This window comes from Klebsiella sp. 10, assembly GCF_018223925.1.
GTDB classification, from domain to species: domain Bacteria; phylum Pseudomonadota; class Gammaproteobacteria; order Enterobacterales; family Enterobacteriaceae; genus Klebsiella; species Klebsiella pneumoniae.
In genome coordinates, this window is sequence record NZ_JAGRRB010000018.1 from 25707 (window position 1) to 48487 (window position 22781).

Annotated in this window: 24 protein-coding genes; 16 read left to right on the top strand and 8 right to left on the bottom strand. The window is 59.4% G+C overall.

Features of this window, described 5'->3' with window-relative positions; genetic code table 11:
* Nucleotides 1-48: 48 nt before the first annotated feature.
* The 4 genes from pepA (at nucleotide 49) to KHQ26_RS20130 (ending at nucleotide 5602) form a co-directional block, all read left to right on the top strand.
* On the top strand, nucleotides 49-1560 hold the full coding sequence (gene pepA / locus KHQ26_RS20115; RefSeq protein WP_020803922.1) for a leucyl aminopeptidase: 1512 nt from the start codon (nucleotides 49-51) through the stop codon (nucleotides 1558-1560).
* Nucleotides 1561-1679: 119 nt separating this feature from the next.
* Nucleotides 1680-2123: a DNA polymerase III subunit chi gene (gene holC, locus KHQ26_RS20120; protein ID WP_002886953.1), complete on the top strand. Its 444-nt coding sequence runs from the start codon at nucleotides 1680-1682 to the stop codon at nucleotides 2121-2123.
* Complete coding sequence (locus KHQ26_RS20125; RefSeq protein WP_020803924.1) at nucleotides 2123-4978, top strand: valine--tRNA ligase; 2856 nt, start codon at nucleotides 2123-2125, stop codon at nucleotides 4976-4978. The genes holC and KHQ26_RS20125 overlap by 1 nt, the downstream gene beginning before the upstream one ends.
* Before the next feature lie 120 nt (nucleotides 4979-5098).
* The gene (locus KHQ26_RS20130; protein ID WP_004152275.1) at nucleotides 5099-5602 is read left to right on the top strand and encodes a GNAT family N-acetyltransferase; all 504 of its coding nucleotides are present in this window, start codon (nucleotides 5099-5101) and stop codon (nucleotides 5600-5602) included.
* Between the two features lie 262 nt (nucleotides 5603-5864).
* On the opposite strand, the gene miaE is transcribed toward KHQ26_RS20130, so the two are convergent.
* Together miaE and rraB are read right to left on the bottom strand one after the other, a co-directional pair.
* Nucleotides 5865-6629 (bottom strand): tRNA isopentenyl-2-thiomethyl-A-37 hydroxylase MiaE, encoded by a 765-nt coding sequence (gene miaE, locus KHQ26_RS20135; protein ID WP_004186726.1) that lies wholly within the window; start codon nucleotides 6627-6629, stop codon nucleotides 5865-5867.
* Between the two features lie 58 nt (nucleotides 6630-6687).
* Nucleotides 6688-7110 carry a ribonuclease E inhibitor RraB gene (gene rraB / locus KHQ26_RS20140; RefSeq protein ID WP_002886947.1) on the bottom strand — a complete coding sequence of 141 codons (423 nt, stop codon included), beginning with the start codon at nucleotides 7108-7110 and terminating at the stop codon, nucleotides 6688-6690.
* A 98-nt stretch (nucleotides 7111-7208) separates the two neighbouring features.
* On the opposite strand from rraB, the gene argL reads away from it, so the two are divergent.
* Both argL and argF read left to right on the top strand, forming a co-directional pair.
* The gene (gene argL, locus KHQ26_RS26320; RefSeq protein ID WP_370736902.1) at nucleotides 7209-7304 is read left to right on the top strand and encodes a putative translational regulatory protein ArgL; all 96 of its coding nucleotides are present in this window, start codon (nucleotides 7209-7211) and stop codon (nucleotides 7302-7304) included.
* Entirely contained in the window at nucleotides 7274-8278 is a 1005-nt protein-coding gene (gene argF / locus KHQ26_RS20145) for an ornithine carbamoyltransferase (protein WP_004178387.1), read from the top strand. Before argL ends, argF begins: the two co-directional genes overlap by 31 nt.
* Nucleotides 8279-8339: 61 nt before the next feature.
* Here the strand turns inward: argF and KHQ26_RS20150 are convergent, their stop codons facing one another.
* Nucleotides 8340-8792, bottom strand: coding sequence for a YhcH/YjgK/YiaL family protein (locus KHQ26_RS20150; RefSeq protein WP_009309302.1), 453 nt, complete (start codon nucleotides 8790-8792; stop codon nucleotides 8340-8342).
* Nucleotides 8793-8986: 194 nt separating this feature from the next.
* Here KHQ26_RS20150 and KHQ26_RS20155 point away from each other — a divergent pair, with 194 nt between their 5' ends.
* The 5 genes from KHQ26_RS20155 (at nucleotide 8987) to ridA (ending at nucleotide 11077) form a co-directional block, all read left to right on the top strand.
* Entirely contained in the window at nucleotides 8987-9091 is a 105-nt protein-coding gene (locus tag KHQ26_RS20155) for a pyrBI operon leader peptide (RefSeq protein WP_002886930.1), read from the top strand.
* Nucleotides 9066-9125 carry a pyrBI operon leader peptide gene (locus KHQ26_RS26195; RefSeq protein WP_227650304.1) on the top strand — a complete coding sequence of 20 codons (60 nt, stop codon included), beginning with the start codon at nucleotides 9066-9068 and terminating at the stop codon, nucleotides 9123-9125. The genes KHQ26_RS20155 and KHQ26_RS26195 overlap by 26 nt, the downstream gene beginning before the upstream one ends.
* Nucleotides 9126-9127: 2 nt before the next feature.
* A complete protein-coding gene (pyrB, locus tag KHQ26_RS20160; protein WP_002886928.1) occupies nucleotides 9128-10063 on the top strand; it encodes an aspartate carbamoyltransferase in 936 nt (311 codons plus the stop codon).
* Between the two features lie 13 nt (nucleotides 10064-10076).
* Entirely contained in the window at nucleotides 10077-10538 is a 462-nt protein-coding gene (pyrI, locus tag KHQ26_RS20165; protein WP_002886927.1) for an aspartate carbamoyltransferase regulatory subunit, read from the top strand.
* A 152-nt stretch (nucleotides 10539-10690) separates the two neighbouring features.
* Entirely contained in the window at nucleotides 10691-11077 is a 387-nt protein-coding gene (gene ridA / locus KHQ26_RS20170; RefSeq protein WP_002886926.1) for a 2-iminobutanoate/2-iminopropanoate deaminase, read from the top strand.
* A 73-nt stretch (nucleotides 11078-11150) separates the two neighbouring features.
* On the opposite strand, the gene mgtA is transcribed toward ridA, so the two are convergent.
* On the bottom strand, nucleotides 11151-13859 hold the full coding sequence (gene mgtA / locus KHQ26_RS20175) for a magnesium-translocating P-type ATPase (RefSeq protein ID WP_009309303.1): 2709 nt from the start codon (nucleotides 13857-13859) through the stop codon (nucleotides 11151-11153).
* A 145-nt stretch (nucleotides 13860-14004) separates the two neighbouring features.
* Nucleotides 14005-14220, bottom strand: coding sequence for a mgtA regulatory leader peptide MgtL (gene mgtL, locus KHQ26_RS26325; RefSeq protein ID WP_219620685.1), 216 nt, complete (start codon nucleotides 14218-14220; stop codon nucleotides 14005-14007).
* 18 nt (nucleotides 14221-14238) lie between these two features.
* Between mgtL and treR the strand changes: the two genes are divergently transcribed.
* The 3 genes from treR (at nucleotide 14239) to treC (ending at nucleotide 18443) form a co-directional block, all read left to right on the top strand.
* Nucleotides 14239-15186: a trehalose operon repressor TreR gene (treR, locus tag KHQ26_RS20180; protein WP_004177658.1), complete on the top strand. Its 948-nt coding sequence runs from the start codon at nucleotides 14239-14241 to the stop codon at nucleotides 15184-15186.
* A gap of 131 nt (nucleotides 15187-15317) precedes the next feature.
* Nucleotides 15318-16736, top strand: coding sequence for a PTS trehalose transporter subunit IIBC (gene treB / locus KHQ26_RS20185; RefSeq protein WP_004186710.1), 1419 nt, complete (start codon nucleotides 15318-15320; stop codon nucleotides 16734-16736).
* Nucleotides 16737-16787: 51 nt separating this feature from the next.
* Nucleotides 16788-18443 carry an alpha,alpha-phosphotrehalase gene (gene treC, locus KHQ26_RS20190; protein WP_211777937.1) on the top strand — a complete coding sequence of 552 codons (1656 nt, stop codon included), beginning with the start codon at nucleotides 16788-16790 and terminating at the stop codon, nucleotides 18441-18443.
* 55 nt (nucleotides 18444-18498) lie between these two features.
* Here the strand turns inward: treC and celB are convergent, their stop codons facing one another.
* From celB to KHQ26_RS20205, 3 genes are all read right to left on the bottom strand, one after another.
* The gene (gene celB, locus KHQ26_RS20195) at nucleotides 18499-19851 is read right to left on the bottom strand and encodes a PTS cellobiose transporter subunit IIC (RefSeq protein WP_004177661.1); all 1353 of its coding nucleotides are present in this window, start codon (nucleotides 19849-19851) and stop codon (nucleotides 18499-18501) included.
* Nucleotides 19852-19877: 26 nt separating this feature from the next.
* The gene (locus KHQ26_RS20200; protein WP_020803911.1) at nucleotides 19878-21185 is read right to left on the bottom strand and encodes a 6-phospho-beta-glucosidase; all 1308 of its coding nucleotides are present in this window, start codon (nucleotides 21183-21185) and stop codon (nucleotides 19878-19880) included.
* Between the two features lie 90 nt (nucleotides 21186-21275).
* Nucleotides 21276-21584 carry a PTS sugar transporter subunit IIB gene (locus tag KHQ26_RS20205; protein WP_002886907.1) on the bottom strand — a complete coding sequence of 103 codons (309 nt, stop codon included), beginning with the start codon at nucleotides 21582-21584 and terminating at the stop codon, nucleotides 21276-21278.
* An 84-nt stretch (nucleotides 21585-21668) separates the two neighbouring features.
* Between KHQ26_RS20205 and KHQ26_RS20210 the strand changes: the two genes are divergently transcribed.
* Together KHQ26_RS20210 and KHQ26_RS20215 are read left to right on the top strand one after the other, a co-directional pair.
* The gene (locus tag KHQ26_RS20210) at nucleotides 21669-21842 is read left to right on the top strand and encodes a hypothetical protein (protein WP_004222159.1); all 174 of its coding nucleotides are present in this window, start codon (nucleotides 21669-21671) and stop codon (nucleotides 21840-21842) included.
* 2 nt (nucleotides 21843-21844) lie between these two features.
* Nucleotides 21845-22588 carry a MurR/RpiR family transcriptional regulator gene (locus KHQ26_RS20215; protein WP_002886905.1) on the top strand — a complete coding sequence of 248 codons (744 nt, stop codon included), beginning with the start codon at nucleotides 21845-21847 and terminating at the stop codon, nucleotides 22586-22588.
* Nucleotides 22589-22781: the final 193 nt, after the last annotated feature.

Genomic DNA, 22781 nt, shown 5'->3' on the forward strand with positions numbered 1-22781 from the left:
TATAGCCGTAGCCACCACTGTTGTCTTTAAGATTCAGGAGCATAGTGCATGGAGTTCAGTGTAAAAAGCGGTAGCCCGGAGAAGCAGCGGAGCGCCTGTATCGTGGTCGGCGTCTTTGAACCACGTCGCCTCTCCCCCATCGCCGAACAACTCGATAAAATCAGCGACGGCTACATCAGCGCCCTGCTGCGTCGCGGCGAGCTGGAAGGCAAACCTGGCCAGACGTTATTGCTGCACCATGTGCCAAACATTCTGTCTGAGCGCATTCTGCTGATTGGCTGCGGCAAAGAGCGCGAGCTGGATGAGCGTCAGTATAAGCAGGTCATCCAGAAAACCATCAATACCCTGAATGATACCGGCTCAATGGAAGCCGTCTGCTTCCTGACCGAGCTGCACGTCAAAGGCCGTAACAACTACTGGAAAGTTCGCCAGGCGGTTGAAACCGCCAAAGAGACGCTGTACAGCTTCGACCAGCTGAAGACCAACAAAAGCGAGCCGCGTCGCCCGCTGCGTAAAATGGTCTTTAACGTGCCGACCCGTCGCGAGCTAACCAGCGGCGAACGCGCCATTCAGCATGGCCTGGCGATTGCCGCCGGCATCAAAGCGGCGAAAGATCTTGGCAATATGCCGCCGAACATCTGTAACGCCGCCTATCTGGCTTCCCAGGCGCGTCAGCTGGCCGATACCTACAGCAAAAACGTCATCACCCGGGTGATCGGCGAACAGCAGATGCGCGAGCTGGGGATGAACGCCTACCTCGCCGTCGGCAATGGGTCGCAGAACGAGTCGCTGATGTCGATCATCGAATATAAAGGTAACCCGGCTGAGGACGCGCGCCCTATCGTGCTGGTCGGTAAAGGCCTGACCTTCGACTCCGGCGGTATCTCCATCAAGCCTGCCGAAGGCATGGACGAGATGAAGTACGACATGTGCGGCGCGGCGGCGGTGTACGGCGTGATGCGGATGGTTGCCGAACTGCAGCTGCCGCTGAACGTCATCGGCGTGCTGGCGGGCTGTGAAAACATGCCTGGCGGCCGCGCCTATCGTCCGGGTGACGTCCTGACCACTATGTCCGGCCAGACGGTGGAAGTGCTGAACACCGATGCCGAAGGCCGCCTGGTGCTGTGCGACGTTCTGACCTACGTTGAGCGCTTCGAGCCGGAAGCGGTTATCGACGTGGCGACGCTGACCGGGGCCTGCGTGATTGCCCTCGGCCATCACATCACCGGCCTGATGTCGAACCATAACCCGCTGGCCCATGAGCTGATCGGCGCCTCCGAACTGGCGGGCGACCGCGCATGGCGTTTGCCGCTGGCCGACGAGTTCCAGGATCAGCTGGAGTCCAATTTTGCCGATATGGCGAACATTGGCGGCCGTCCTGGCGGCGCGATCACCGCCGGCTGTTTCCTGTCGCGCTTCACCCGCAAGTACAACTGGGCGCACCTCGACATCGCCGGTACTGCCTGGCGTTCCGGTAAGGCCAAAGGCGCGACCGGTCGTCCGGTGGCGCTGCTGTCGCAGTTCCTGCTCAATCGTGCGGGTTTTAACGGCGAAGAGTGATGTGACATGCCGGGTGGCGGCGATGCCTTACCCGGCTTACAAACGGCAGCACACTGTAGGCCGGGTAAGCGTAGCGCCGCCCGGCTTTGCATTTAAATCCACAACAAGAAGCCCCATATATGAAAAACGCAACGTTCTATCTTCTGGACAATGACGCCACCGTCGACGGCCTGAGCGCCGTCGAGCAGCTGGTGTGTGACATTGCCGCAGAACGTTGGCGCAACGGCAAGCGCGTCCTGATCGCCTGCGAAGATGAACAGCAGGCGATTCGCCTCGACGAGGCGCTGTGGTCGCGGCCGCCGGAAAGCTTTGTGCCGCATAATCTGGCGGGCGAAGGCCCGAGAGGCGGCGCGCCGGTAGAGATTGCCTGGCCACAAAAGCGCAACAGCAGCCCGCGGGATATTCTTATCAGCCTGCGGCTAAACTTTGCAGATTTTGCCACCGCTTTCACAGAAGTGATAGACTTTGTCCCTTACGAAGACAATCTGAAACAACTGGCTCGCGAACGCTATAAGGCGTACCGCATGGCTGGTTTCAACCTGAACACGGCAACCTGGAAATAATGGAAAAGACATACAACCCACAAGATATCGAACAGCCGCTTTACGAGCACTGGGAAAAGCAGGGCTATTTCAAACCGAATGGTGATGAAAGCCAGGAGAGCTTCTGCATCATGATCCCGCCGCCGAACGTCACCGGCAGTTTGCATATGGGTCATGCCTTCCAGCAAACCATCATGGATACCATGATTCGCTACCAGCGCATGCAGGGCAAAAACACCCTGTGGCAGGCCGGTACCGACCACGCAGGTATCGCTACCCAGATGGTGGTTGAGCGTAAGATTGCCGCTGAAGAAGGGAAAACCCGCCACGACTACGGCCGCGACGCCTTTATCGACAAAATCTGGCAGTGGAAAGCGGAATCCGGCGGCACCATTACCCGTCAGATGCGCCGTCTCGGCAACTCCGTGGACTGGGAGCGCGAGCGCTTCACCATGGACGAGGGGCTTTCCAATGCCGTGAAAGAAGTCTTTGTTCGCCTCTACAAAGAAGACCTGATCTACCGCGGCAAACGCCTGGTTAACTGGGACCCGAAACTGCGCACCGCCATTTCCGACCTCGAAGTGGAAAACCGCGAATCGAAAGGTTCCATGTGGCACATCCGCTACCCGCTGGCCGATGGCGCGAAAACCGCTGACGGTAAAGATTACCTGGTGGTCGCCACCACCCGTCCGGAAACCCTGCTGGGCGATACCGGCGTGGCCGTTAACCCGGAAGATCCGCGTTACAAAGATCTGATTGGCAAATTCGTGGTGCTGCCGCTGGTTAACCGCCGCATCCCGATCGTGGGCGACGAGCACGCCGACATGGAAAAAGGCACCGGCTGCGTGAAGATCACCCCGGCGCACGACTTTAACGACTACGAAGTGGGTCGTCGTCACCAGCTGCCGATGATCAACATCCTCACCTTTGACGGCGACATCCGCGAAAGCGCGGAAGTCTACGACACCAAAGGCAATGAATCCGACGTCTACTCCAGCGAGATCCCGGCAGAGTTCCAGAAACTGGAACGCTTCGCGGCGCGTAAAGCCGTTGTTGCGGCAGTTGACGCCCTCGGCCTGCTGGAAGAGATCAAACCGCACGACCTGACCGTCCCTTACGGCGATCGCGGCGGCGTGGTGATCGAGCCGATGCTGACCGACCAGTGGTACGTGCGCGCGGACGTGTTGGCCAAGCCAGCAGTCGAAGCCGTTGAAAACGGCGACATTCAGTTCGTGCCGAAGCAGTACGAAAACATGTACTTCTCCTGGATGCGCGATATTCAGGACTGGTGTATCTCCCGTCAGCTGTGGTGGGGTCACCGCATCCCGGCATGGTATGACAACGACGGCAACGTCTACGTAGGCCGTAGCGAAGACGAAGTGCGTCAGGAAAACAACCTGAGCGCCGACGTTGCCCTGCGTCAGGACGAAGACGTTCTCGATACCTGGTTCTCTTCCGCACTGTGGACCTTCTCCACCCTCGGCTGGCCGGAAAACACCGACGCCCTGCGTCAGTTCCACCCGACCAGCGTGATGGTGTCCGGCTTCGACATCATCTTCTTCTGGATCGCCCGCATGATCATGATGACCATGCACTTCATCAAAGATGAAAACGGCAAGCCGCAGGTACCGTTTAAGACCGTCTACATGACCGGTCTGATCCGCGACGACGAAGGCCAGAAGATGTCCAAGTCCAAGGGTAACGTCATTGACCCGCTGGATATGGTTGACGGCATCACCCTGCCGGAGCTGCTGGAAAAACGTACCGGCAACATGATGCAGCCGCAGCTGGCGGATAAAATCCGCAAGCGCACCGAGAAACAGTTCCCGAACGGCATCGAGCCGCACGGCACCGACGCCCTGCGCTTCACCCTGGCGGCGCTGGCCTCTACCGGCCGCGACATCAACTGGGATATGAAGCGTCTGGAAGGTTACCGTAACTTCTGTAATAAGCTGTGGAACGCCAGCCGCTTCGTGCTGATGAACACCGAAGATCAGGATTGCGGCTTCAACGGCGGCGAAATGGTGCTCTCCCTGGCCGACCGCTGGATTATCGCGGAATTCAACCACACCGTGAAAGCATATCGCGAAGCGCTGGATAACTTCCGCTTCGATATCGCCGCCGGCATCCTGTACGAGTTCACCTGGAACCAGTTCTGCGACTGGTACCTGGAGCTGACCAAGCCGGTCATGAACGGTGGCAGCGAAGCGGAGCTGCGCGGGACTCGCCATACGCTGGTGACCGTGCTGGAAGGTCTGCTGCGCCTGGCGCATCCGATCATTCCGTTCATTACCGAGACCATCTGGCAGCGCGTGAAAGCGATCTACGGGATCACCGCCGACACCATCATGCTGCAGCCGTTCCCGCAGTACGATGCTTCTCAGGTGGATGACGCGGCGCTGGCCGACACCGAATGGCTGAAGCAGGCGATCGTCGCCGTGCGTAACATCCGTGCGGAAATGAACATCGCTCCGGGCAAACCGCTGGAACTGCTGCTGCGCGGCTGCAGCAAAGAGGCCGAGCGTCGCGTGAACGACAACCGCAGCTTCCTGCTGAATCTGGCGCGTCTGGAAAGCATTACCGTGCTGCCTGCCGATGATAAAGGTCCGGTCTCGGTGACCAAGATTGTCGACGGCGCCGAGCTGCTGATCCCGATGGCGGGCCTCATCAATAAAGAAGATGAGCTGGCGCGTCTGGCGAAAGAAGTGGCCAAAATCGAAGGTGAAATTGGCCGTATCGAGAGCAAGCTGGCCAACGAAGGCTTTGTCGCCCGCGCGCCGGAAGCAGTGATCGCTAAAGAGCGCGAGAAGCTGGAAGGCTACGCGGAAGCGAAAGCGAAGCTGATTGAACAGCAGGCGGTGATCGCCGCGCTGTGATCCTCCCGCCCCTTGCCACCCGGCAAGGGGCGTTTTTTATGAAACATCCTCGCTTGCGCTTTCCCCTGTCGCGATGTTATTAACATCATCATTCGTCTTTTTTGGGTAATGAGTCATTGTATGAATACGAGCGTCCCCGCGGCGACGTTGCTGCGTCGCATTACGGCGGCAGACAATGCCGCCATCGCCAGGGTCATCCGCCAGGTCTCGGCTGAATATGGCCTGACCGCCGATAAAGGCTATACGGTCGCCGACCCGAATCTCGATGAACTGTATGAGCTGTACAGCCAGCCGGGCTCCGCCTACTGGGTGGTGGAGCAAGAGGGGGAAGTGGTTGGCGGCGGCGGCGTCGCGCCGCTCGCCTGCAGCGAGCCGGATATCTGCGAGCTGCAGAAAATGTATTTTATGACCAGCGCCCGCGGCCAGGGGCTGGCGAAGAAGCTGGCGCTGCTGGCGCTGGACTACGCCCGCGAACAAGGGTTTAAGCGCTGCTATCTGGAAACCACCGCCTTCCTGACGGAGGCGATCGGCTTATATGAACATCTCGGCTTCGAGCACATTGACGGACCGCTGGGCTGCACCGGCCACGTGGACTGCGAAGTACGGATGCTGAAAACGCTGTAGCGCCTCGATATCGCAGGCGTCCCCGGTAGCGCTACGCTTACCGGGGCTACAGTTCGGTAGCCCGGTTAAGCGTAGCGCGAGCCGGGTATGTCCCGAATGGCACCTTACCCGTGCTCGCGGTGCCGTTTTTTTGTCGGGTGGCGGCTAACCTTACCCGACCTACGGCCCGTACCATTGCGAGCTGAAGCTCTCAACGCTATCTCTCTCCCCATGGCTACTGAAACTGCCGGTGTTAGTGACTACCGGGCCCGAATATCGTGGGTTACGCCGCTACCGGCACACCGCTGTGAAAGCGGAACTCGGCCTCCGGACGGAGGATCAGCGCCGCTTCCGCCTCGCCGAGCTGGCGCACCCGCTCGCTGATATCTTCTCCGGCAATCTTCTGCGCCAGATCCAGATAGTCCTGATAGTGACGCGCCTCGGAGCGCAGCAGCGACAGGTAGAACTTTTGCAGATCGTCGTCCAGCCACGGCGCCAGGGCGGCAAAGCGTTCGCAGGAGCGGGCCTCGATATAGGCGCCGCAGATCAGCTTATCGATCAGCATCACCGGCTCATGCGAGCGCACTTCGCGCCGCAGGCCGCGGGCATAGTTGCTGGCGGTGATTTTGACATAGGGGATATCGCGCGCCAGCATCATCTCCCGCACCTGCCAGAAGTGATGCAGTTCCTCTTTAATCAATAAAATCATGCTGTCCAGCAGCTGGCGGCCCCACGGGTCGTCGGTCTGCGGCATGGCGCTTTTGTTGATCCGTTTATGCAGAGCGACAAAATCCGGCTCCGGCCCCCGGCGGTAGGTGAAGTCTTCGTACGGCTTCAGGCAGGCCAACAGTTCGTCGGCGTCAGCTTTATCCGCGACGTAGCGACGCACCAGCAGCATGGCGTTCTGCGCCGCTTTCAGCTCGCACACCATATGGTCGGTCAGCAGCAGCGGCAGGTTTTCCGGCTTGCGGGCTTCGTCAATCCACGCCTGCGGCGTCGGGCAGTGCAGGAAGTTGATAATCGGGGAAAGAATCTGCGGGTAATCCATGAAAGTTCCTTGCTATACGGCGGCAGGCGCCGCCGTATCCATCTACAACATCTGCGACTTAGTGGCGAACACCATCGTCGTCTTCATCGACATACTCTTCGTCATCGTCGTCGCCGTCTTCACCGTTCGGGTCCTCATAATAGGTGCCCCAACCGTCATACTCGACGTCATATTTTTCTGCCAGCGTCATCAGCTGTTCCACCTGGGCATCGATCAGGTCTGCGTTCAGCGCGCATTCGCTCAGAATATCGCAGCAGATGACCATGTCACCCTCTTCCACTTCCAGCTCTTCGGGCTCGGTCACTTCGTAGCCCAGCTTGAACGCTTCAACCGCCACTTTCTCCAGGGTTTCGAAATCGTCTGCAGAGAGGTGATGCTCAATCGTGTACAGTGCGTCCGGATCGCTGCCATCTTCCAGCAGCTCTTCGATAATCAGACGCGTCTCTTCACGCTGTTCTTCCAGGTGTTCCGGGTTTGCCATGGCTCGTTCCTCATAATGTGCGGCAGTTATCCCTATTGTCACATACCGCCGTCATTGCCTCCACTTCTCAGTGAAAGATTTCGATCACAGACTTGCAAATGAATATTCATACATATAAATTGAATTTTAATTCAATTAGTGGCCTATGCCAGGTGAGGGAACCATGTCTGCGTTTTACCAGAAGCATTTTTTAAAGTTACTCGATTTTACGCCTGCAGAAATCACCGCCCTGCTCGAGCTGGCGGCAAAGCTGAAAGCCGATAAGAAAAACGGTATCGAAGTCCAGAAACTGGCAGGAAAAAACATCGCGCTCATCTTCGAAAAAGACTCAACCCGTACACGATGCTCTTTCGAAGTTGCCGCATACGATCAAGGCGCCCGCGTGACCTATCTGGGGCCCAGCGGCAGCCAGATTGGCCATAAAGAGTCGATCAAGGACACCGCCCGCGTGCTCGGACGGATGTACGACGGCATTCAGTACCGCGGCCACGGCCAGGAAGTGGTAGAGACCCTGGCGCAATACGCCGGCGTGCCGGTGTGGAACGGCCTCACCAACGAGTTCCACCCCACCCAGCTGCTGGCGGACCTGCTGACCATGAAAGAGCATCTGCCGGGCAAAGCCTTTAACCAGATGACGCTGGTCTACGCCGGCGACGCGCGCAACAACATGGGCAATTCGATGCTGGAAGCCGCCGCGTTGACCGGTCTGGATCTGCGCCTGGTGGCGCCATCGGCCTGCTGGCCGGAGGCCGCGCTGGTGGAGACCTGCACCGCGCTGGCCAAACAGCAGGGCGGCAACATCACCCTGACGGAAGATATCGCCGCAGGGGTGAAAGGCGCCGATTTTATCTATACCGACGTCTGGGTCTCAATGGGCGAGGCGAAGGAAAAATGGGCCGAACGTATCGCCCTGCTGCGCGACTATCAGGTTAACAGCGCGATGCTGGCGCTGACCGGCAACCCGCAGGTCAAGTTCCTCCACTGCCTGCCGGCGTTCCACGACGACCAGACCACGCTGGGCAAACAGATGGCTGCCGATTACGGCCTGCACGGCGGCATGGAGGTGACTGACGAGGTGTTTGAGTCGGCGGCGAGCGTGGTCTTCGACCAGGCGGAAAACCGGATGCACACCATCAAAGCGGTGATGGTGGCGACGCTGAGCAAATAGCCCCTCGCTCGCGGCTGTGTCCCGGATGGCACGGCGTTCATCCGGGATTCGGTTCGCCATTTTACGCCATCAGCATCTTCACCACCGCTTTGCGCACCTTCGCCGGGGCGCCAACGGCGCACAGCGGTTTATGCACTTCGCCGGGATAAAACACCACAAAGTCCCCTTCGTTAAGGATCACCGTTTTCTCCTGCTGGCCTTCGGCAAGAAAAGCGATGTCTTTCTCCGCCAGCCAGTCGGTCTGCGGCTCTCCTGGCGGCAAGGTGCTGAAGGTCATCCCCTCGCTGCCGCGGAGCACAATCTGGATATCGAGATAGCGAGCATGGTATTCCGCGCGGCGCGCGGCCTGCGGCTCGGTGGTGTCTTCAGAAATCAGATAAAACAGGTTGTCGCCGTCGATAGCGTGTTTACCCAGCGGCGTCGCCTCGCTGACCTGAGCGATAACCTGTTCGATAGCCTCGCGCAGCGCGGCAGGCAGCCATGGCTGCAGATGGTGGATGTTGCCAATAATCATTGCTTACCTCAAATATAAAACAGCATTTCATTTTATCGTGTTATACCCCCATCGCGGCTGCCATACCAGTACAGTTTCACGGTTCTTTGCGCTGGCGCACTTTTCGACAGGCAAACGATTACCTGTTTGTGAATGAATCGCTTGATCGTCATAACGGTCTGCGTATAATGCCAGTCGTTTTGCCGGGAGGAAGCATGGCCAATTGCGTACGACATTCTGTCTTAGCGCGTCTCAATGCAGACGCTGGCCTGCCGTTTTTCTTTCCGTTGCTCATTGGATTCCCGAAGCCCCTTATTTAAGGGGCTTTTTTTTTGCCCAGGCGTCAGGAGATAAGCATGGCTAACCCGCTATATCAAAAACATATCATTTCCATAAACGATCTCAGCCGCGAAGACCTCGAACTGGTGCTGGCGACGGCGGCAAAGCTGAAAGCCAATCCACAACCCGAGCTGCTGAAGCATAAGGTTATCGCCAGCTGTTTCTTTGAAGCCTCGACCCGCACCCGCCTCTCTTTTGAAACCTCGATGCACCGCCTGGGCGCCAGCGTGGTCGGCTTTTCCGACAGCGCCAACACCTCACTGGGCAAAAAAGGGGAAACGCTGGCGGATACCATCTCCGTCATCAGCACCTACGTCGACGCCATCGTGATGCGTCATCCGCAGGAGGGCGCCGCGCGCCTGGCGACCGAATTCTCCGGCGGCGTGCCGGTACTGAACGCCGGCGACGGCGCTAACCAGCACCCGACCCAAACCCTGCTCGACCTGTTCACCATTCAGGAGACCCAGGGCCGCCTCGAAAACCTCAACGTGGCGATGGTCGGCGATCTGAAGTATGGCCGTACCGTCCATTCCCTGACCCAGGCGCTGGCCAAATTCAACGGCAACCGCTTCTACTTCATCGCCCCGGATGCGCTGGCCATGCCGCAGTACATCCTCGATATGCTTGATGAAAAAGGCATCGCCTGGAGCCTGCATAGCGCCATCGACGACGTGATGGCGGAAGTGGATATTCTGTACATGACCCGCGTGCAGAAAGAACGTCTGGATCCGTCGGAATACGCCAACGTCAAAGCGCAATTCGTCCTGCGCGCCGCCGACCTCGAAGGGGCGCGCGCCAATATGAAGGTGCTACACCCGCTGCCGCGCATTGACGAAATCACCACCGATGTCGATAAAACACCGCACGCCTGGTACTTCCAGCAGGCCGGTAACGGCATCTTCGCCCGCCAGGCGTTACTGGCACTGGTACTGAATAGCGAGCTGGCACTGTAAGGGGGAATGAGAGATGACACACGACAATAAACTGCAGGTAGAAGCGATCAAACGCGGCACCGTGATTGACCATATCCCGGCGCAGGTCGGCTTTAAGCTGCTCACCCTGTTCAAACTGACCGAAACCGACCAGCGCATCACCATCGGCCTGAACCTGCCCTCCGGCGAGATGGGCCGCAAGGATTTGATTAAAATTGAGAACACCTTCCTGACCGACGAGCAGGTTAACCAGCTGTCGCTGTACGCCCCGCAGGCGACGGTAAACCGCATTGATGATTACGAAGTGGTGGGCAAATCCCGCCCGAGCCTGCCGGATCGTATCGACAGCGTGCTGGTCTGCCCGAACAGCAACTGTATCAGCCACGCCGAACCGGTTTCTTCCAGTTTTGCAGTGAAAAAACGCGCTGATGACATCGCACTCAAATGTAAATACTGCGAAAAAGAGTTTTCTCATTATGTGGTGCTGGCCAACTAAATGCGGTTGGTATTGGTGGTAGGCCTCCCTATAATGGCTACCACCCTACGCTTCGTCCTTCAGGCGGCGTCTGCGCCGGCGATACAGCGCTTACCGCCTGGCGGCAACCTGAATGATTTTGCGTAACATTACTCAGTTCATCTGGAGATAACATGAGCAAAACTATTGCGACGGAAAATGCACCAGCGGCGATTGGCCCCTACGTTCAGGGCGTTGACCTCGGCAGCATGATCATCACCTCTGGCCAGATCCCGGTCGACCCGAAAACCGGCAGCGTCCCGGAAGACGTGTCCGCGCAGGCGCGCCAGTCGCTGAACAACGTGAAAGCGATCGTTGAAGCCGCTGGCCTCACCGTCGGCGATATCGTCAAGACCACCGTATTCGTCAAAGATCTCAACGATTTCGCTACCGTTAACGCCACCTACGAAGCGTTCTTCACCGAGCATAACGCCACCTTCCCGGCGCGCTCCTGCGTTGAAGTCGCACGTCTGCCGAAAGACGTGAAGATCGAGATCGAAGCCATCGCCGTGCGTCGCTGATCGCTCTCGTCGGCATGAAAAAAGGCAGCCCGCAGGCTGCCTTTTTTACGTGGTTCATCCGAAAACGCGTCCCTCACTGCCAGCCGTAGCGGCGGCTGTAGAAGCCCTTCACGGCCTGGGTCAGCACCATATAGCCCGCCAGGATCGCCACCAGCCACGGGAAGTAGCTCAGCGGCAGGGCCTGCAGCTGCAGGTAGCTAGCCAGCGGCGAGAACGGCAGCGCGATACCCACCGCCATCACCACCAGGGTCATGGCGAACAGCGGCCAGGCGGCCCGGCTCTGAACGAACGGAATGCGCCGGGTGCGGATCATGTGCACAATCAGCGTTTGCGACAGCAGCCCTTCGATAAACCAGCCGGACTGGAACAGGGTCTGCATCTCCACGGTATTGGCGTGGAACACCCACCACATCAGGCCGAAGGTGAGGATATCGAAAATCGAGCTGATCGGCCCGAAGAAGACCATAAAGCGCCCGAGATCGGCCGGGTTCCAGCGCTGCGGCTTGCGGATCTGCTCATCATCGACGTTATCAAACGGGATCGCCACCTGGGAGACATCGTACAGCAGGTTCTGAATCAACAGGTGCAGCGGCAGCATCGGCAGAAACGGCAGGAAGGCGCTGGCCACCAGCACGCTGAAAACGTTGCCGAAGTTGGAGCTGGCGGTCATTTTGATGTACTTGAGCATGTTGGCGAAGGTGCGGCGGCCTTCGATTACCCCCTCCTCCAGCACCATCAGGCTCTTCTCCAGCAGAATGATATCCGCCGCCTCGCGGGCGATATCCACCGCGCCGTCGACCGAGATGCCGATATCCGCCGCGCGCAGCGCCGGGGCGTCGTTGATGCCGTCGCCCATAAAGCCCACCACGTGACCTTCACGCTTGAGCAGCGTCACGATACGCTCTTTATGCAGCGGCGCCAGGCGGGCGAACAGCGTGGTGCGTTTGGCCAGCGCCGCCAGTTCGTCGTCGCTCATGGCTTCGATCTGGCTGCCAATCACCACTTCGCCAGCATCCAGTCCCACTTCATGGCACACCTTAGCCGCCACCAGCTCGCTGTCGCCGGTGAGGATCTTCACCGTGATGCCGCTGGCCTTCAGCGCCTTCAGCGCCGGGGCGGTGGTCTCTTTCGGCGGATCGAGGAAGGCGATGTAACCTTCAAGGATCAGGTCCGACTCATCGGCGCGCTGGTAGTCGCCTTCGCGGGCCGGCAGGTATTTGGTCGCCACCGCCACCACCCGCAGTCCCTGCCGGTTGAGGGTATCGGTCACCCGACGGATGCGGCGCAGCATGGTGTCGTCCAGCGGTACGATATCGCCGTTGTAGCGCACCTGGGTCGAGACGTTGAGGATCTCCTGCAGCGCCCCTTTGCAGATCAGCTGATGCGCGGCGTCATCCTCCTTCACCACCACCGACATGCGGCGGCGTTCGAAGTCGAAGGGGATCTCATCCACCTTCTGCCAGCGTTCCGCCAGCCCGCGGGCGGCATCCAGCTCAACCCCGTCCAGCACCGCGGTGTCGAGCAGGTTTTTCAGGCCGGTCTGGTAGTGGCTGTTGAGCCAGGCGGCATGCAGTACCCGCTCGCAGACCTTGCCGGAGACGTCGGTATGGTTCTCCAGCACAATCTTATCCTGGGTCAGGGTGCCGGTTTTATCAGTGCAGAGGATATCCATCGCGCCGAAATTCTGAATGGCGTCGAGGTGCTTCACGATGACCTTTTGCTTCGACAGCTTCACCGCCCCGCGCGCCAGCGTCGAAGTGACGATCATCGGCAGCATCTCCGGCGTCAAACCGACCGCCACCGACAGCGCGAATAGCGCCGCCTCCCACCAGTCGCCTTTGGTGTAGCCATTGATCAGCAGCACCACCGGGGCCATCACCAGCATAAAGCGGATCAGCAGCATGCTGACCCGGCTGATGCCCTTCTGAAAGGCGTTCGGCTCGCTCTCCTGTTCACTGACGCGGCCGGCCAGCTGCCCAAACCAGGTGCGGCCGCCGGTGGCGAAGACGATGGCCTGCGCCGAGCCGCTCACCACGTTGGTGCCCATAAAGCACAGGGTGTCGCACTCCAGCGGGTTTTGCTGCAGCGGATCGCGGCTGCGGGCCACTTTCTCCACCGGCAGCGATTCGCCGGTCAGCGAGGCCTGGGCGACGAACAGATCCCGCGCCTGCAGGATACGCAGGTCCGCCGGGATCATATCCCCCGCCGACAACCGGATAATGTCGCCCGGCACCAGCTGGTCGATAGGCAGCTCCAGCCAGCGGCTCTCCCCCTGCTCGTTCACCACCCGCAGCACGGTGGCGGTGTTGCTCACCATCGCCTTCAGCGCATCCGCCGCTTTGGTCGAGCGCGCCTCCTGGATGAAATTGAGCAATGTCGAGATCCCCACCATCAGGGCGATAACCCCGGCGGCGAACAGATCCTCGGTGGAATAGGAGACGATGCCGAGCACGGTCAGCAGCAGGTTGAACGGGTTGCGATAGCAGGTCCACAGATGCACCCACCACGGGGAGGGCTTCTGCGCCGGGATCTGGTTGTCACCATGTTTGAGAATTTTCGCCGCCACTTCGCCTTCATTGAGCCCTTCAGGGTGGCTGTCAAAGGCGCGCCAGATCTCCTGGTCGTCCATCGCCGCCACGTTCAGGCAATGCTGACCAAGCGATTCAGGAATGGGGCCACTCGCCAGATGGCGGGCGTCCGGCAGCGGATCGCGCTGGACTAAACGACGTGGCAGATGGCGGCTAAGCTGCGCGAACAGCTGCCGGGTATAATTTTTCAGCATAAACAGTCCCTCCGCGCTCGCCAAAGCGAACGCAGCGTTGCCGACGGGCGTAGCAAAACCTACCTGTCAGGCATGTTATTTTTATGGCAGGGACATCAAGGACGTCACTGCTTTACGCTTTCCGGTAAAGCAGTGTTAAACAGGCTTACCGGAAAGAAAGGTTGCTCCATCGAGGATGAGGAGTGGGATCGGGGTCCATAACTATCTCCGGTAAGTGAATATAAACGGCGCGAATTATAGCGCCCTCGCTGAGGATTGTGTGGCAATAATGGCGATGATAAACCCGCGCAACTAAACCGAACGTAAACCAGACTTTGCTCATTGCGGTTTGGTTGAGTAGCATTAGGCTCACTTCTACCATCCCTGACGAGAATTCCGCATGCAGAACCGGCTGACCATCAAAGATATCGCGCGCTTAAGCGGCGTAGGGAAATCGACGGTATCCCGCGTCCTTAACAACGAGAGCGGGGTCAGCGAACGGACCCGCGAGCGCGTCGAAGCGGTGATGCAGCAGCACGGTTTCTCGCCCTCCCGTTCCGCCCGCGCCATGCGCGGCCAGAGCGATAAAGTGGTGGCGATTATCGTCACCCGTCTCGATTCGCTGTCGGAAAACCTTGCCGTGCAGACCATGCTGCCCGCCTTTTATGAGCAGGGTTACGATCCGATTATGATGGAGAGCCAGTTCTCCCCGGCGTTGGTGGAGGAGCATCTCGGCATGCTCGCCCGGCGCAATATTGACGGCGTGGTGCTGTTCGGTTTTACCGGCATCGACGAAGCGATGCTCGCCCCCTGGCGCGACACCCTGGTGCTGATGGCCCGCGACGCTCCCGGCTTCGCCTCGGTGTGCTATGACGACGAGGGAGCCATCACGCTGCTGATGCAGCGGCTCTACGATCGCGGACACCGCCACATCAGTTTTCTTGGCGTACCGCACAGCGACGTCACCACCGGCGAACGCCGCCATCTGGCCTACCTCGCCTTCTGTGAAAAGCATCGTCTGACGCCCACCGCCGCCCTGCCGGGGCTGGGCATGAAGCAGGGATATGACACCGTCGCCAGCGTGCTGACGGCTGAAACCAGCGCCCTGGTCTGCGCGACGGATACCCTCGCTCTCGGCGCCAGCAAGTACCTCCAGCAGCAGGGTCGCGATGCGCTGCAGCTCGCCAGCGTCGGCAGCACGCCGCTGATGAAGTTTCTCCACCCGGAAATCTTGACCGTCGATCCGGGCTATGCCGAGTCCGGACGCCGGGCCGCCCGGCAGTTGATCGAGCAGATCGCCGGCAGCGTCGATCCCCGCCAGATCGTGATTCCCGCCGCCCTCAATTAATCTCGCTCGGGCGATTTATGTGATCGTCGCCGGGTTTCGGGAACGTTCCCATTTTGCAAATTAAGCGGAACGGTTAGGATGCCCTCAAGGTAAAAACGGCATCTCTCCCCCTCTGTTTTTGAGGCTTCATCATGAGCAAAGTAAACCAGCAGGACATCGATAAACTGATCGAACTGGTGGGCGGGCGCGGTAACATCGCCACCGTCAGCCACTGTATTACCCGTTTGCGCTTTGTGCTGAACGACCCGGCCATCGCCAGACCAAAAGAGATTGAGCAGCTGCGCATGGTGAAGGGATGCTTCACTAACGCCGGCCAGTTCCAGGTGGTCATCGGCACCGAGGTGGGCGATTACTACAAGGCCCTGCTGGCGACCACCGGCCAGACCTCCGCCGACAAAGAGCAGGTCAAGCAGGCCGCGCGGCAAAATATGAAGTGGCATGAACAGTTAATCTCGCACTTCGCCGAGATCTTCTTTCCCCTGCTGCCGGCCCTGATCAGCGGCGGTCTGATCCTCGGTTTCCGCAACGTTATCGGCGACCTGCCCATGAGCAATGGCCAGACGCTGGCCCAGATGCACCCGTCGCTGAAAACCATCTATGACTTCCTGTGGCTGATTGGCGAGGCGATCTTCTTCTATCTGCCGGTGGGGATCTGCTGGTCAGCGGTGAAGAAGATGGGCGGCACGCCGATCCTCGGGATCGTCCTTGGCGTCACCCTCGTCTCCCCGCAGCTGATGAACGCCTATCTCCTCGGCCAGCAGGTGCCGGAGGTGTGGAACTTCGGCCTGTTTACCATTGCCAAAGTCGGCTACCAGGCGCAGGTGATCCCGGCCCTGCTGGCTGGCCTGGCCTTAGGCTTTATCGAGACGCGCCTCAAGCGCATCGTGCCTGACTACCTCTACCTGGTGATTGTCCCGGTCTGCTCGCTGATCCTCGCGGTGTTCCTCGCGCACGCCATTATCGGTCCGTTCGGCCGCCTGATCGGCGACGGCGTGGCCTTCGCGGTACGCCATCTGTTAACCGGCAGCTTCGCGCCGATCGGCGCCGCGCTGTTCGGCTTCCTCTACGCGCCGCTGGTGATTACCGGTGTCCACCAGACCACCCTCGCTATCGATATGCAGATGATCCAGAGCATGGGCGGTACCCCGGTGTGGCCGCTGATTGCGCTGTCGAATATTGCCCAGGCGTCGGCGGTGGTCGGCATCATCATCGCCAGCCGCAAGCAGAATGAACGTGAAATCTCGGTACCGGCGGCGATCTCCGCCTATCTCGGGGTCACCGAGCCAGCGATGTACGGTATCAACCTGAAATACCGCTTCCCGATGCTGTGCGCAATGATTGGCTCTGGCCTCGCCGGCCTGCTGTGCGGCCTGAACGGCGTGCTGGCGAACGGCATCGGCGTCGGCGGCCTGCCGGGGATCCTCTCCATCCAGCCTACCTACTGGCAGGTGTACGCCATGGCGATGGCTATCGCGGTGGTGGTGCCGATTATCCTCACCAGCGTGGTGTATCAGCGCAAGTACCGTCAGGGCACCTTGCAGATTGTCTAACTTCTTCTTTCGGGGCGCCTTTGGCGCCCCTCGTTGCAGCAGGAAAGTACTATGAATCATCTCCCCCACTGGTGGCAAAACGGCGTTATTTATCAAATCTATCCGAAGAGTTTTCAGGATACCACCGGCAGCGGTACCGGCGACCTGCGCGGCGTCACCTCCCGCCTCGACTATCTGCAAAAGCTTGGGGTCGACGCCATCTGGCTGACGCCGTTCTACGTCTCACCGCAGGTAGATAACGGCTACGACGTGGCGAACTACACCGCCATCGATCCCTCCTACGGCACGATGGCCGACTTTGACGCCCTGGTGGCGGAGGCGAAGGCCCGCGGCATCCGTATCGTGCTGGATATGGTGCAGAACCACACGTCGACCGAACATGAATGGTTCCGTCAGTCGCTGAATAAGGAGAGTCCCTACCGCCAGTTCTATATCTGGCGCGATGGCGAACCGGACGCCCTGCCGAACAACTGGCGCTCTAAATTTGGCGGTAACGCCTGGCAGTGGCACGCCGACAGCGGGCAGTATTATCTGCACCTGTTCGCCATTGAGCAGGCGGATCTCAACTGGGAGAATCCGGCGGTGCGCGCCGAGCTGAAAAAGGTCTGCGAATTCTGGGCTGACCGCGGCGTCGACGGTCTGCGCCTCGACGTGGTCAACCTGATCTCAAAAGACCAGACCTTTCCCTGCGATCTGGACGGGGATGGCCGCCGCTTCTATACCGACGGCCCGCGGGTGCATGAGTTCCTGCAGGAGATGAGCCGCGATGTCTTCACCCCGCGTAACCTGATGACCGTCGGCGAGATGTCCTCCACCTCGCTGGAGCACTGCCAGCAGTACGCCGCGCTGGACGGCCGCGAGCTGTCGATGACCTTTAACTTCCACCATTTAAAAGTCGATTATCCCGGCGGAGAGAAATGGACCCTCGCCCGCCCGGACTATGTGGCGCTGAAGGCGCTGTTCCGCCACTGGCAGCAGGGAATGCACAATCGGGCGTGGAACGCGCTGTTCTGGTGTAACCACGATCAGCCGCGCATCGTGTCGCGCTTTGGCGACGAAGGCGAGTACCGGGTGACGGCGGCGAAGATGCTGGCGATGGTGCTGCACGGCATGCAGGGCACGCCCTATATCTACCAGGGCGAAGAGATCGGCATGACCAATCCGCACTTCAGCAGCATCAGCGATTACCGTGACGTCGAAAGCCACAATATGTTTATCGAACGTGCGGCGCAGGGGCAAAGCCCGGACGAACTGCTGGCGATCCTCGCCAGCAAGTCGCGCGACAACAGCCGCACGCCGATGCCGTGGCACGCCGGCGAGAACGGTGGCTTCAGCGACGGTGAGCCGTGGATCGGCCTTGGCGATAATTACCAGGAGATCAACGTCGAGGCGGCGCTGGCGGACCCCGATTCGGTGTTTTATGCCTATCAGCAGCTGATTACGCTGCGTAAAACCCTGCCGCTACTGACCTGGGGCGATTACGAGGATCTGCTGCCGGAGCATCCGTCGCTGTGGTGCTATCGTCGTCAGTGGCAGGGGCAAACGCTGGTAGTCGCCGCTAACCTGAGCCGCGAGCTGCAGGCCTGGCAGCCCGCTGAGGCCCCGGGCGAGTGGAAGATGATCATCAGCAACTATGCCGAGACCACCCCGCGCCCGACCGGGCTGACGCTGCGGCCGTTCGAAGCGATATGGTGGCTGCAGGGATAACGCTTTTCCCCGGTGGCGCAACGCTCACCGGGGCTACGATTCGTCAGGCTGGAAGTTATGCGCGGTCGGCATCAGCAATCGCAGCGCTCGCTTGTGGTTGCGCCGAGGCGTGCTCTTCTTTTGCCTTTAGCCGATCCCAGGCGCGGAAGAACGGATAGTAGACCACCAGCGAAATCGCTAAATTCACCACCTGCAGCACCGTGCCGGAGATATGCCCTCCGGTCGCCAGATAGCCGCTGATGAAGATCGGCGTGGTGAACGGCAGCGCGATTCCGGCGGGCGGCGCCACCAGCCCGGTCGCCATCGCGGTATAGGACACGATCACCAGCAGCACCGGCGTTAAAATAAACGGCAGGAAAAAGTACGGGTTCATCACCAGCGGGATGCCAAACACCATCGGCTCGCTGATGTTAAACAATGCCCCGGGCGCGGCAATTTTCCCCAGCTGCTTCATCTGCTGGCTACGGCTACGCAGCAACATAAAAATCACCAGCCCCAGCAGCGCGCCGGTACCTCCGGGGGCAATCCACAGATCGTAAAACTGCTGAGTAATGATATGCGGGATCGGCTGACCGTTCTGGAAGGCCGTCAGGTTCTCTGACATATTCGACAGCCATACCGGCTGGATAAACACCAGTACGATCGCGTCGCCGTGCAGGCCCAGGGTCCACAAAATACCAATCAAAATGACTGAAATAATCATGCCCGGCAGCGTACCGCCGACGTGGTGCATCGGAATACCGATCAAAGTGGCGATCATGCTGTTGATGTCGCCGAACGGCGAGGCCTCGACCGCCAGGCGCAGCGCCAGCACCACCGCCAGCACGCAGAAGCCGGGGATCAGGGCGAGGAATGATTTCGCCACTGCCGGCGGCACGCCGTCCGGCATGCGGATAACGAGATTGCGGCTGGCGACCAAACGATAAATCTCCGTCGACAGCAGCGAAATGACAATGGCGACAAACAGCCCCTGGCTGCCGACCATGCTCACCGGGATCACCCCTTTAATCACCTCCGCCGCGCCGTGTACCGGCGTAAACAGCGTGTTCTGCGGGATCGTCATCATGAAGGCCACCAGCGACATCGCTCCAGCGCTCAGCGGATCGAGAGTGCGATACTTCTCCGCCAGCCGGTAGGCGATGCCGAAGCTGGAAATCAGCGCCATGATGTCGTAGGTCGCTTTCACCGGGTACAACATTTTATCGCGCCAGACCTCGCCAAACAGGCCGCTCATCATGTCGGCATAGCCGGGGATCGGCAGGTAGGCGAAAATCAGGAAGAATGAGCCAATCAACATAAACGGCATATTGAGAATGATGCCGTCGCGCACCGACAGGACGTGCTTTTGCCCGGCGATTCTCAGCGCCGCCGGCATGACGTAACGTTCAATCCAGCTTGTATTCGACATGGTGTGCTCCCGAGGGGAAATAGCGGTCAGTTAAATTGCGTCAGCCATTGACGGTTGATGGTTAATACTTCATCCAGCAGCGCCTGGGCATCGGTGACGTTACCGACCAGCGGGTTGGTCACCAGCGCCAGCAGTGCGCTTTCGCGACAGCCGTGTACCGCGGCTTCAATCGTCAACCGCTCGAAGGCTTTCACCTGCTGGGTCAGGCCGTTCATCGCCGGCGGCAGCGGGCCGAACGCCAGCGGCCGCGCCCCTTGCGCATCAATAATGCTGTTGGTTTCCACCACCGCATCATCATCCAGGCCATGAATCGCGCCGTTGTTGCGGGTATTCACCACCATCTCCGCGCCCAGGTTGTTGTAGATCGCGTTGATAAGCTCGACGGCCACCTCCGAGTAGTAGGCGCCGCCGCGAAAGCTCAGTTGCTCCGGTTTTTCTTCCAGCTGCGGGTCGGCGTACAGCGCAAACAGCTCCTGCTCGACTTTCATCACCTGTTCGGCGCGGGTGCCCTTGGTTTTCGCCGCGGCGATCTCTTCCGCCAGCATCGCCGGCGTCAGCCAAAAATAGCGATGATAGGGGCACGGAATCGCCTTCAGCGCGCGCAGGAATTCCGCCGGCCACGGCAGCTCTTTAATGTTGTTCATCGACAGCGCCTTACCGTCGCACAGCATGTCGATCACCTTGCCGGTGACATCCTCGCGCCCCTGTAGCACCTTATGCACCCAAACCATATGGTTGAGCCCGGCAAAGCGCAGTTTTACTTCGGACTCCTGGGAGCCCAGCATCCCGACGATCATGTGCTGCATGTTGATCGGCACGTTGCACAGGCCGATGATCTTCGCCGTGCTGTAGCGGCTGACCGCCTCGGTGACGATCCCCGCCGGATTAGTAAAGTTGAGAATGAACGCTTCCGGCGCCAGCTGTTCCACTTTGCGCGCCACCTCAAGGATCACCGGGATCGTCCGCAGCGCCTTGGCAAAACCGCCGACGCCGGTGGTCTCCTGGCCCAGCAGGTGGTACTTGAGACCCAGCCGCTCATCGGCGGCGCGCGCCGCCAGCTGTCCGACCCGCAGCTGGGTCAGCACAAAGCTGGCGCCGCGGATGGCCTCATCGAGCGTAAAGTGGACGCTGACCGCCACCTGCTCCAGCCCTTTATGTTTCAGCATCCGCCGGGTCAGCGCGGCGATGATCTCCACCTTTTCCCGGCCGGATTCGACATCTACCAGCGCCAGCTCTGTGACCGGAAGCTGCTCGTAACGAACGATAATCCCTTCAATAAGCTCCGGCGTGTAGCTGCTGCCGCCGCCGATAACGGCAATTTTCAGTGCTTGCATAGTGTCCTCTTTTCGGATTTTCGGCATACAGAGCGCCGCGCGCGATCGCCAGGACCGCACGTGATGATGATGAAAAACGGGATGAGAAAATTAGTGTTCGAGCAGGGCTAGCGCTTTATCCAACACCGCGGCGCCGCGCATCATGCCGTAGTCAGCCATATCGATCACCGCCACCGCCTTGCCCTGCGGCGCGGCCAGCGCGGTTAGCCGTCCGGCTTCATATTTAACCTGCGGCCCGAGCAGAATGACGTCGGCGTGTGGCAATTCGCGTTCAAATTCCGCCACCGCCACCGCATAGATTTCCAGCGCCAGCGCACGCTGCTGGGCTTCTGCTTTCATTTTGTTCACCAGCATGCTGGTCGACATGCCTGCGGCACAACAGAGTACGATTCGTGGCATTGCGCTTCCCCTTTACGTGTTATCGCTTCAGCCCTCAGGGCCTGGACGACTATATTGTTAATATTGTGTGATAGTGAAGGCTATATGAAAATAATTTTCACCGATGTGATCGAGGCTCAATTTTTGCGCATTTTTATCGCCAGGGCGTCACCCTTTACTGCTCTGACCATAGGAAATATGCGGCGTGAGTGCTATAAAGAGAGACAGTCGATAATTGAAAAATATTTTCAAATGCGGGTTTTGCCAAAGGGAACATGAGGATGGATATCGTAGGTCAGCTGCAGGAAGGAATGCGCCGCTTTAGTGCCCAGGAGTCGCGCGTCGCCACCTTTATTCTACAAAATCTAAGCTTTACCGCCAGCGCCTCTATTGACGAGCTGGCAGCCAGCGCGGGGGTCAGCCCTGCCACCATTACCCGCTTCGCCCGCTCGGTGGGCTGCGATGATATTCGTGATCTGCGTAAACAGCTGGCGCAGGCCAGCGAACGGCGCGCCAGCTGGCTTACGCCGGACAGCGCCGCCCTGCCCGTCGCCTGGCGCGACAAACTTAGCAGCCTTGGCGTTACCCTAACTCGTCAGCTCGGCCATACCGCGGAAGCGGCGGTGGAAAAGTGTAAATCGCGCCTGCTGAGCGCCCGTGCGGTACACTGCTTCGCCCTTGGCGCCCAGGACGTGACGCTGGCCGCGCTGCTCCAGCATCAGCTACTGCCCTCCGGCATCGCGATTAATCTCTGTCAGGATGCAGCGCTGATGCGGCTGACCGCCAGCACCCTCAATGACGATCATCTGCTGCTGGTGCTGGCCACTGCCGAGGCCAACCCTGTGTTGCAAAGCGCCACCTTGCAGGCGCGTACGCAGGGAGTGACCATTATTGCTCTGACGCCGGAACAGCACGCCCTTGGCGATATGGCCAGCGCCATCCTGCCGCTGCCCGCTGACCCGCAGCAGGCTCGCTATGCCCTGCTACTGCTGGTCGATCTGCTTAACGATACGTTGATTGCCTGAATATTTGCCCGTTTCATGCCTGAATGGGCTCGATTTTTGCTTATATTTTAAGCGCCTAAATTTACATTTATCGCCAGCGCCCATCATCCGTACTCTCACCTTTTTACCTTGTTCTGGGTCAATAAAATCGCAAACATCTTTGATGCAAATCACTACATATAGAACTTAAAATGCGCCTCGGCCCAACATGTTG

Excerpts from the sequence above, each read along its gene's own strand:
- mgtA (WP_009309303.1), bottom strand. The coding sequence starts at position 13,859 with ATGCTGAAAAATTATACCCGGCAGCTGTTCGCGCAGCTTAGCCGCCAT.
- celB (WP_004177661.1), bottom strand. The coding sequence starts at position 19,851 with ATGTCGAATACAAGCTGGATTGAACGTTACGTCATGCCGGCGGCGCTG.
- KHQ26_RS20200 (WP_020803911.1), bottom strand. The coding sequence starts at position 21,185 with ATGCAAGCACTGAAAATTGCCGTTATCGGCGGCGGCAGCAGCTACACG.
- KHQ26_RS20150 (WP_009309302.1), bottom strand. The coding sequence starts at position 8,792 with ATGATTATTGGCAACATCCACCATCTGCAGCCATGGCTGCCTGCCGCG.
- KHQ26_RS20130 (WP_004152275.1), top strand. The coding sequence starts at position 5,099 with ATGAATACGAGCGTCCCCGCGGCGACGTTGCTGCGTCGCATTACGGCG.
- pyrI (WP_002886927.1), top strand. The coding sequence starts at position 10,077 with ATGACACACGACAATAAACTGCAGGTAGAAGCGATCAAACGCGGCACC.
- treR (WP_004177658.1), top strand. The coding sequence starts at position 14,239 with ATGCAGAACCGGCTGACCATCAAAGATATCGCGCGCTTAAGCGGCGTA.
- KHQ26_RS20125 (WP_020803924.1), top strand. The coding sequence starts at position 2,123 with ATGGAAAAGACATACAACCCACAAGATATCGAACAGCCGCTTTACGAG.
- ridA (WP_002886926.1), top strand. The coding sequence starts at position 10,691 with ATGAGCAAAACTATTGCGACGGAAAATGCACCAGCGGCGATTGGCCCC.
- argF (WP_004178387.1), top strand. The coding sequence starts at position 7,274 with ATGTCTGCGTTTTACCAGAAGCATTTTTTAAAGTTACTCGATTTTACG.
- argL (WP_370736902.1), top strand. The coding sequence starts at position 7,209 with ATGAATATTCATACATATAAATTGAATTTTAATTCAATTAGTGGCCTA.
- holC (WP_002886953.1), top strand. The coding sequence starts at position 1,680 with ATGAAAAACGCAACGTTCTATCTTCTGGACAATGACGCCACCGTCGAC.
- KHQ26_RS20205 (WP_002886907.1), bottom strand. The coding sequence starts at position 21,584 with ATGCCACGAATCGTACTCTGTTGTGCCGCAGGCATGTCGACCAGCATG.
- KHQ26_RS20210 (WP_004222159.1), top strand. The coding sequence starts at position 21,669 with ATGAAAATAATTTTCACCGATGTGATCGAGGCTCAATTTTTGCGCATT.
- KHQ26_RS20215 (WP_002886905.1), top strand. The coding sequence starts at position 21,845 with ATGGATATCGTAGGTCAGCTGCAGGAAGGAATGCGCCGCTTTAGTGCC.
- treC (WP_211777937.1), top strand. The coding sequence starts at position 16,788 with ATGAATCATCTCCCCCACTGGTGGCAAAACGGCGTTATTTATCAAATC.
- miaE (WP_004186726.1), bottom strand. The coding sequence starts at position 6,629 with ATGGATTACCCGCAGATTCTTTCCCCGATTATCAACTTCCTGCACTGC.
- pyrB (WP_002886928.1), top strand. The coding sequence starts at position 9,128 with ATGGCTAACCCGCTATATCAAAAACATATCATTTCCATAAACGATCTC.
- rraB (WP_002886947.1), bottom strand. The coding sequence starts at position 7,110 with ATGGCAAACCCGGAACACCTGGAAGAACAGCGTGAAGAGACGCGTCTG.
- treB (WP_004186710.1), top strand. The coding sequence starts at position 15,318 with ATGAGCAAAGTAAACCAGCAGGACATCGATAAACTGATCGAACTGGTG.
- pepA (WP_020803922.1), top strand. The coding sequence starts at position 49 with ATGGAGTTCAGTGTAAAAAGCGGTAGCCCGGAGAAGCAGCGGAGCGCC.
- KHQ26_RS20155 (WP_002886930.1), top strand. The coding sequence starts at position 8,987 with ATGGCCAATTGCGTACGACATTCTGTCTTAGCGCGTCTCAATGCAGAC.
- mgtL (WP_219620685.1), bottom strand. The coding sequence starts at position 14,220 with ATGGTAGAAGTGAGCCTAATGCTACTCAACCAAACCGCAATGAGCAAA.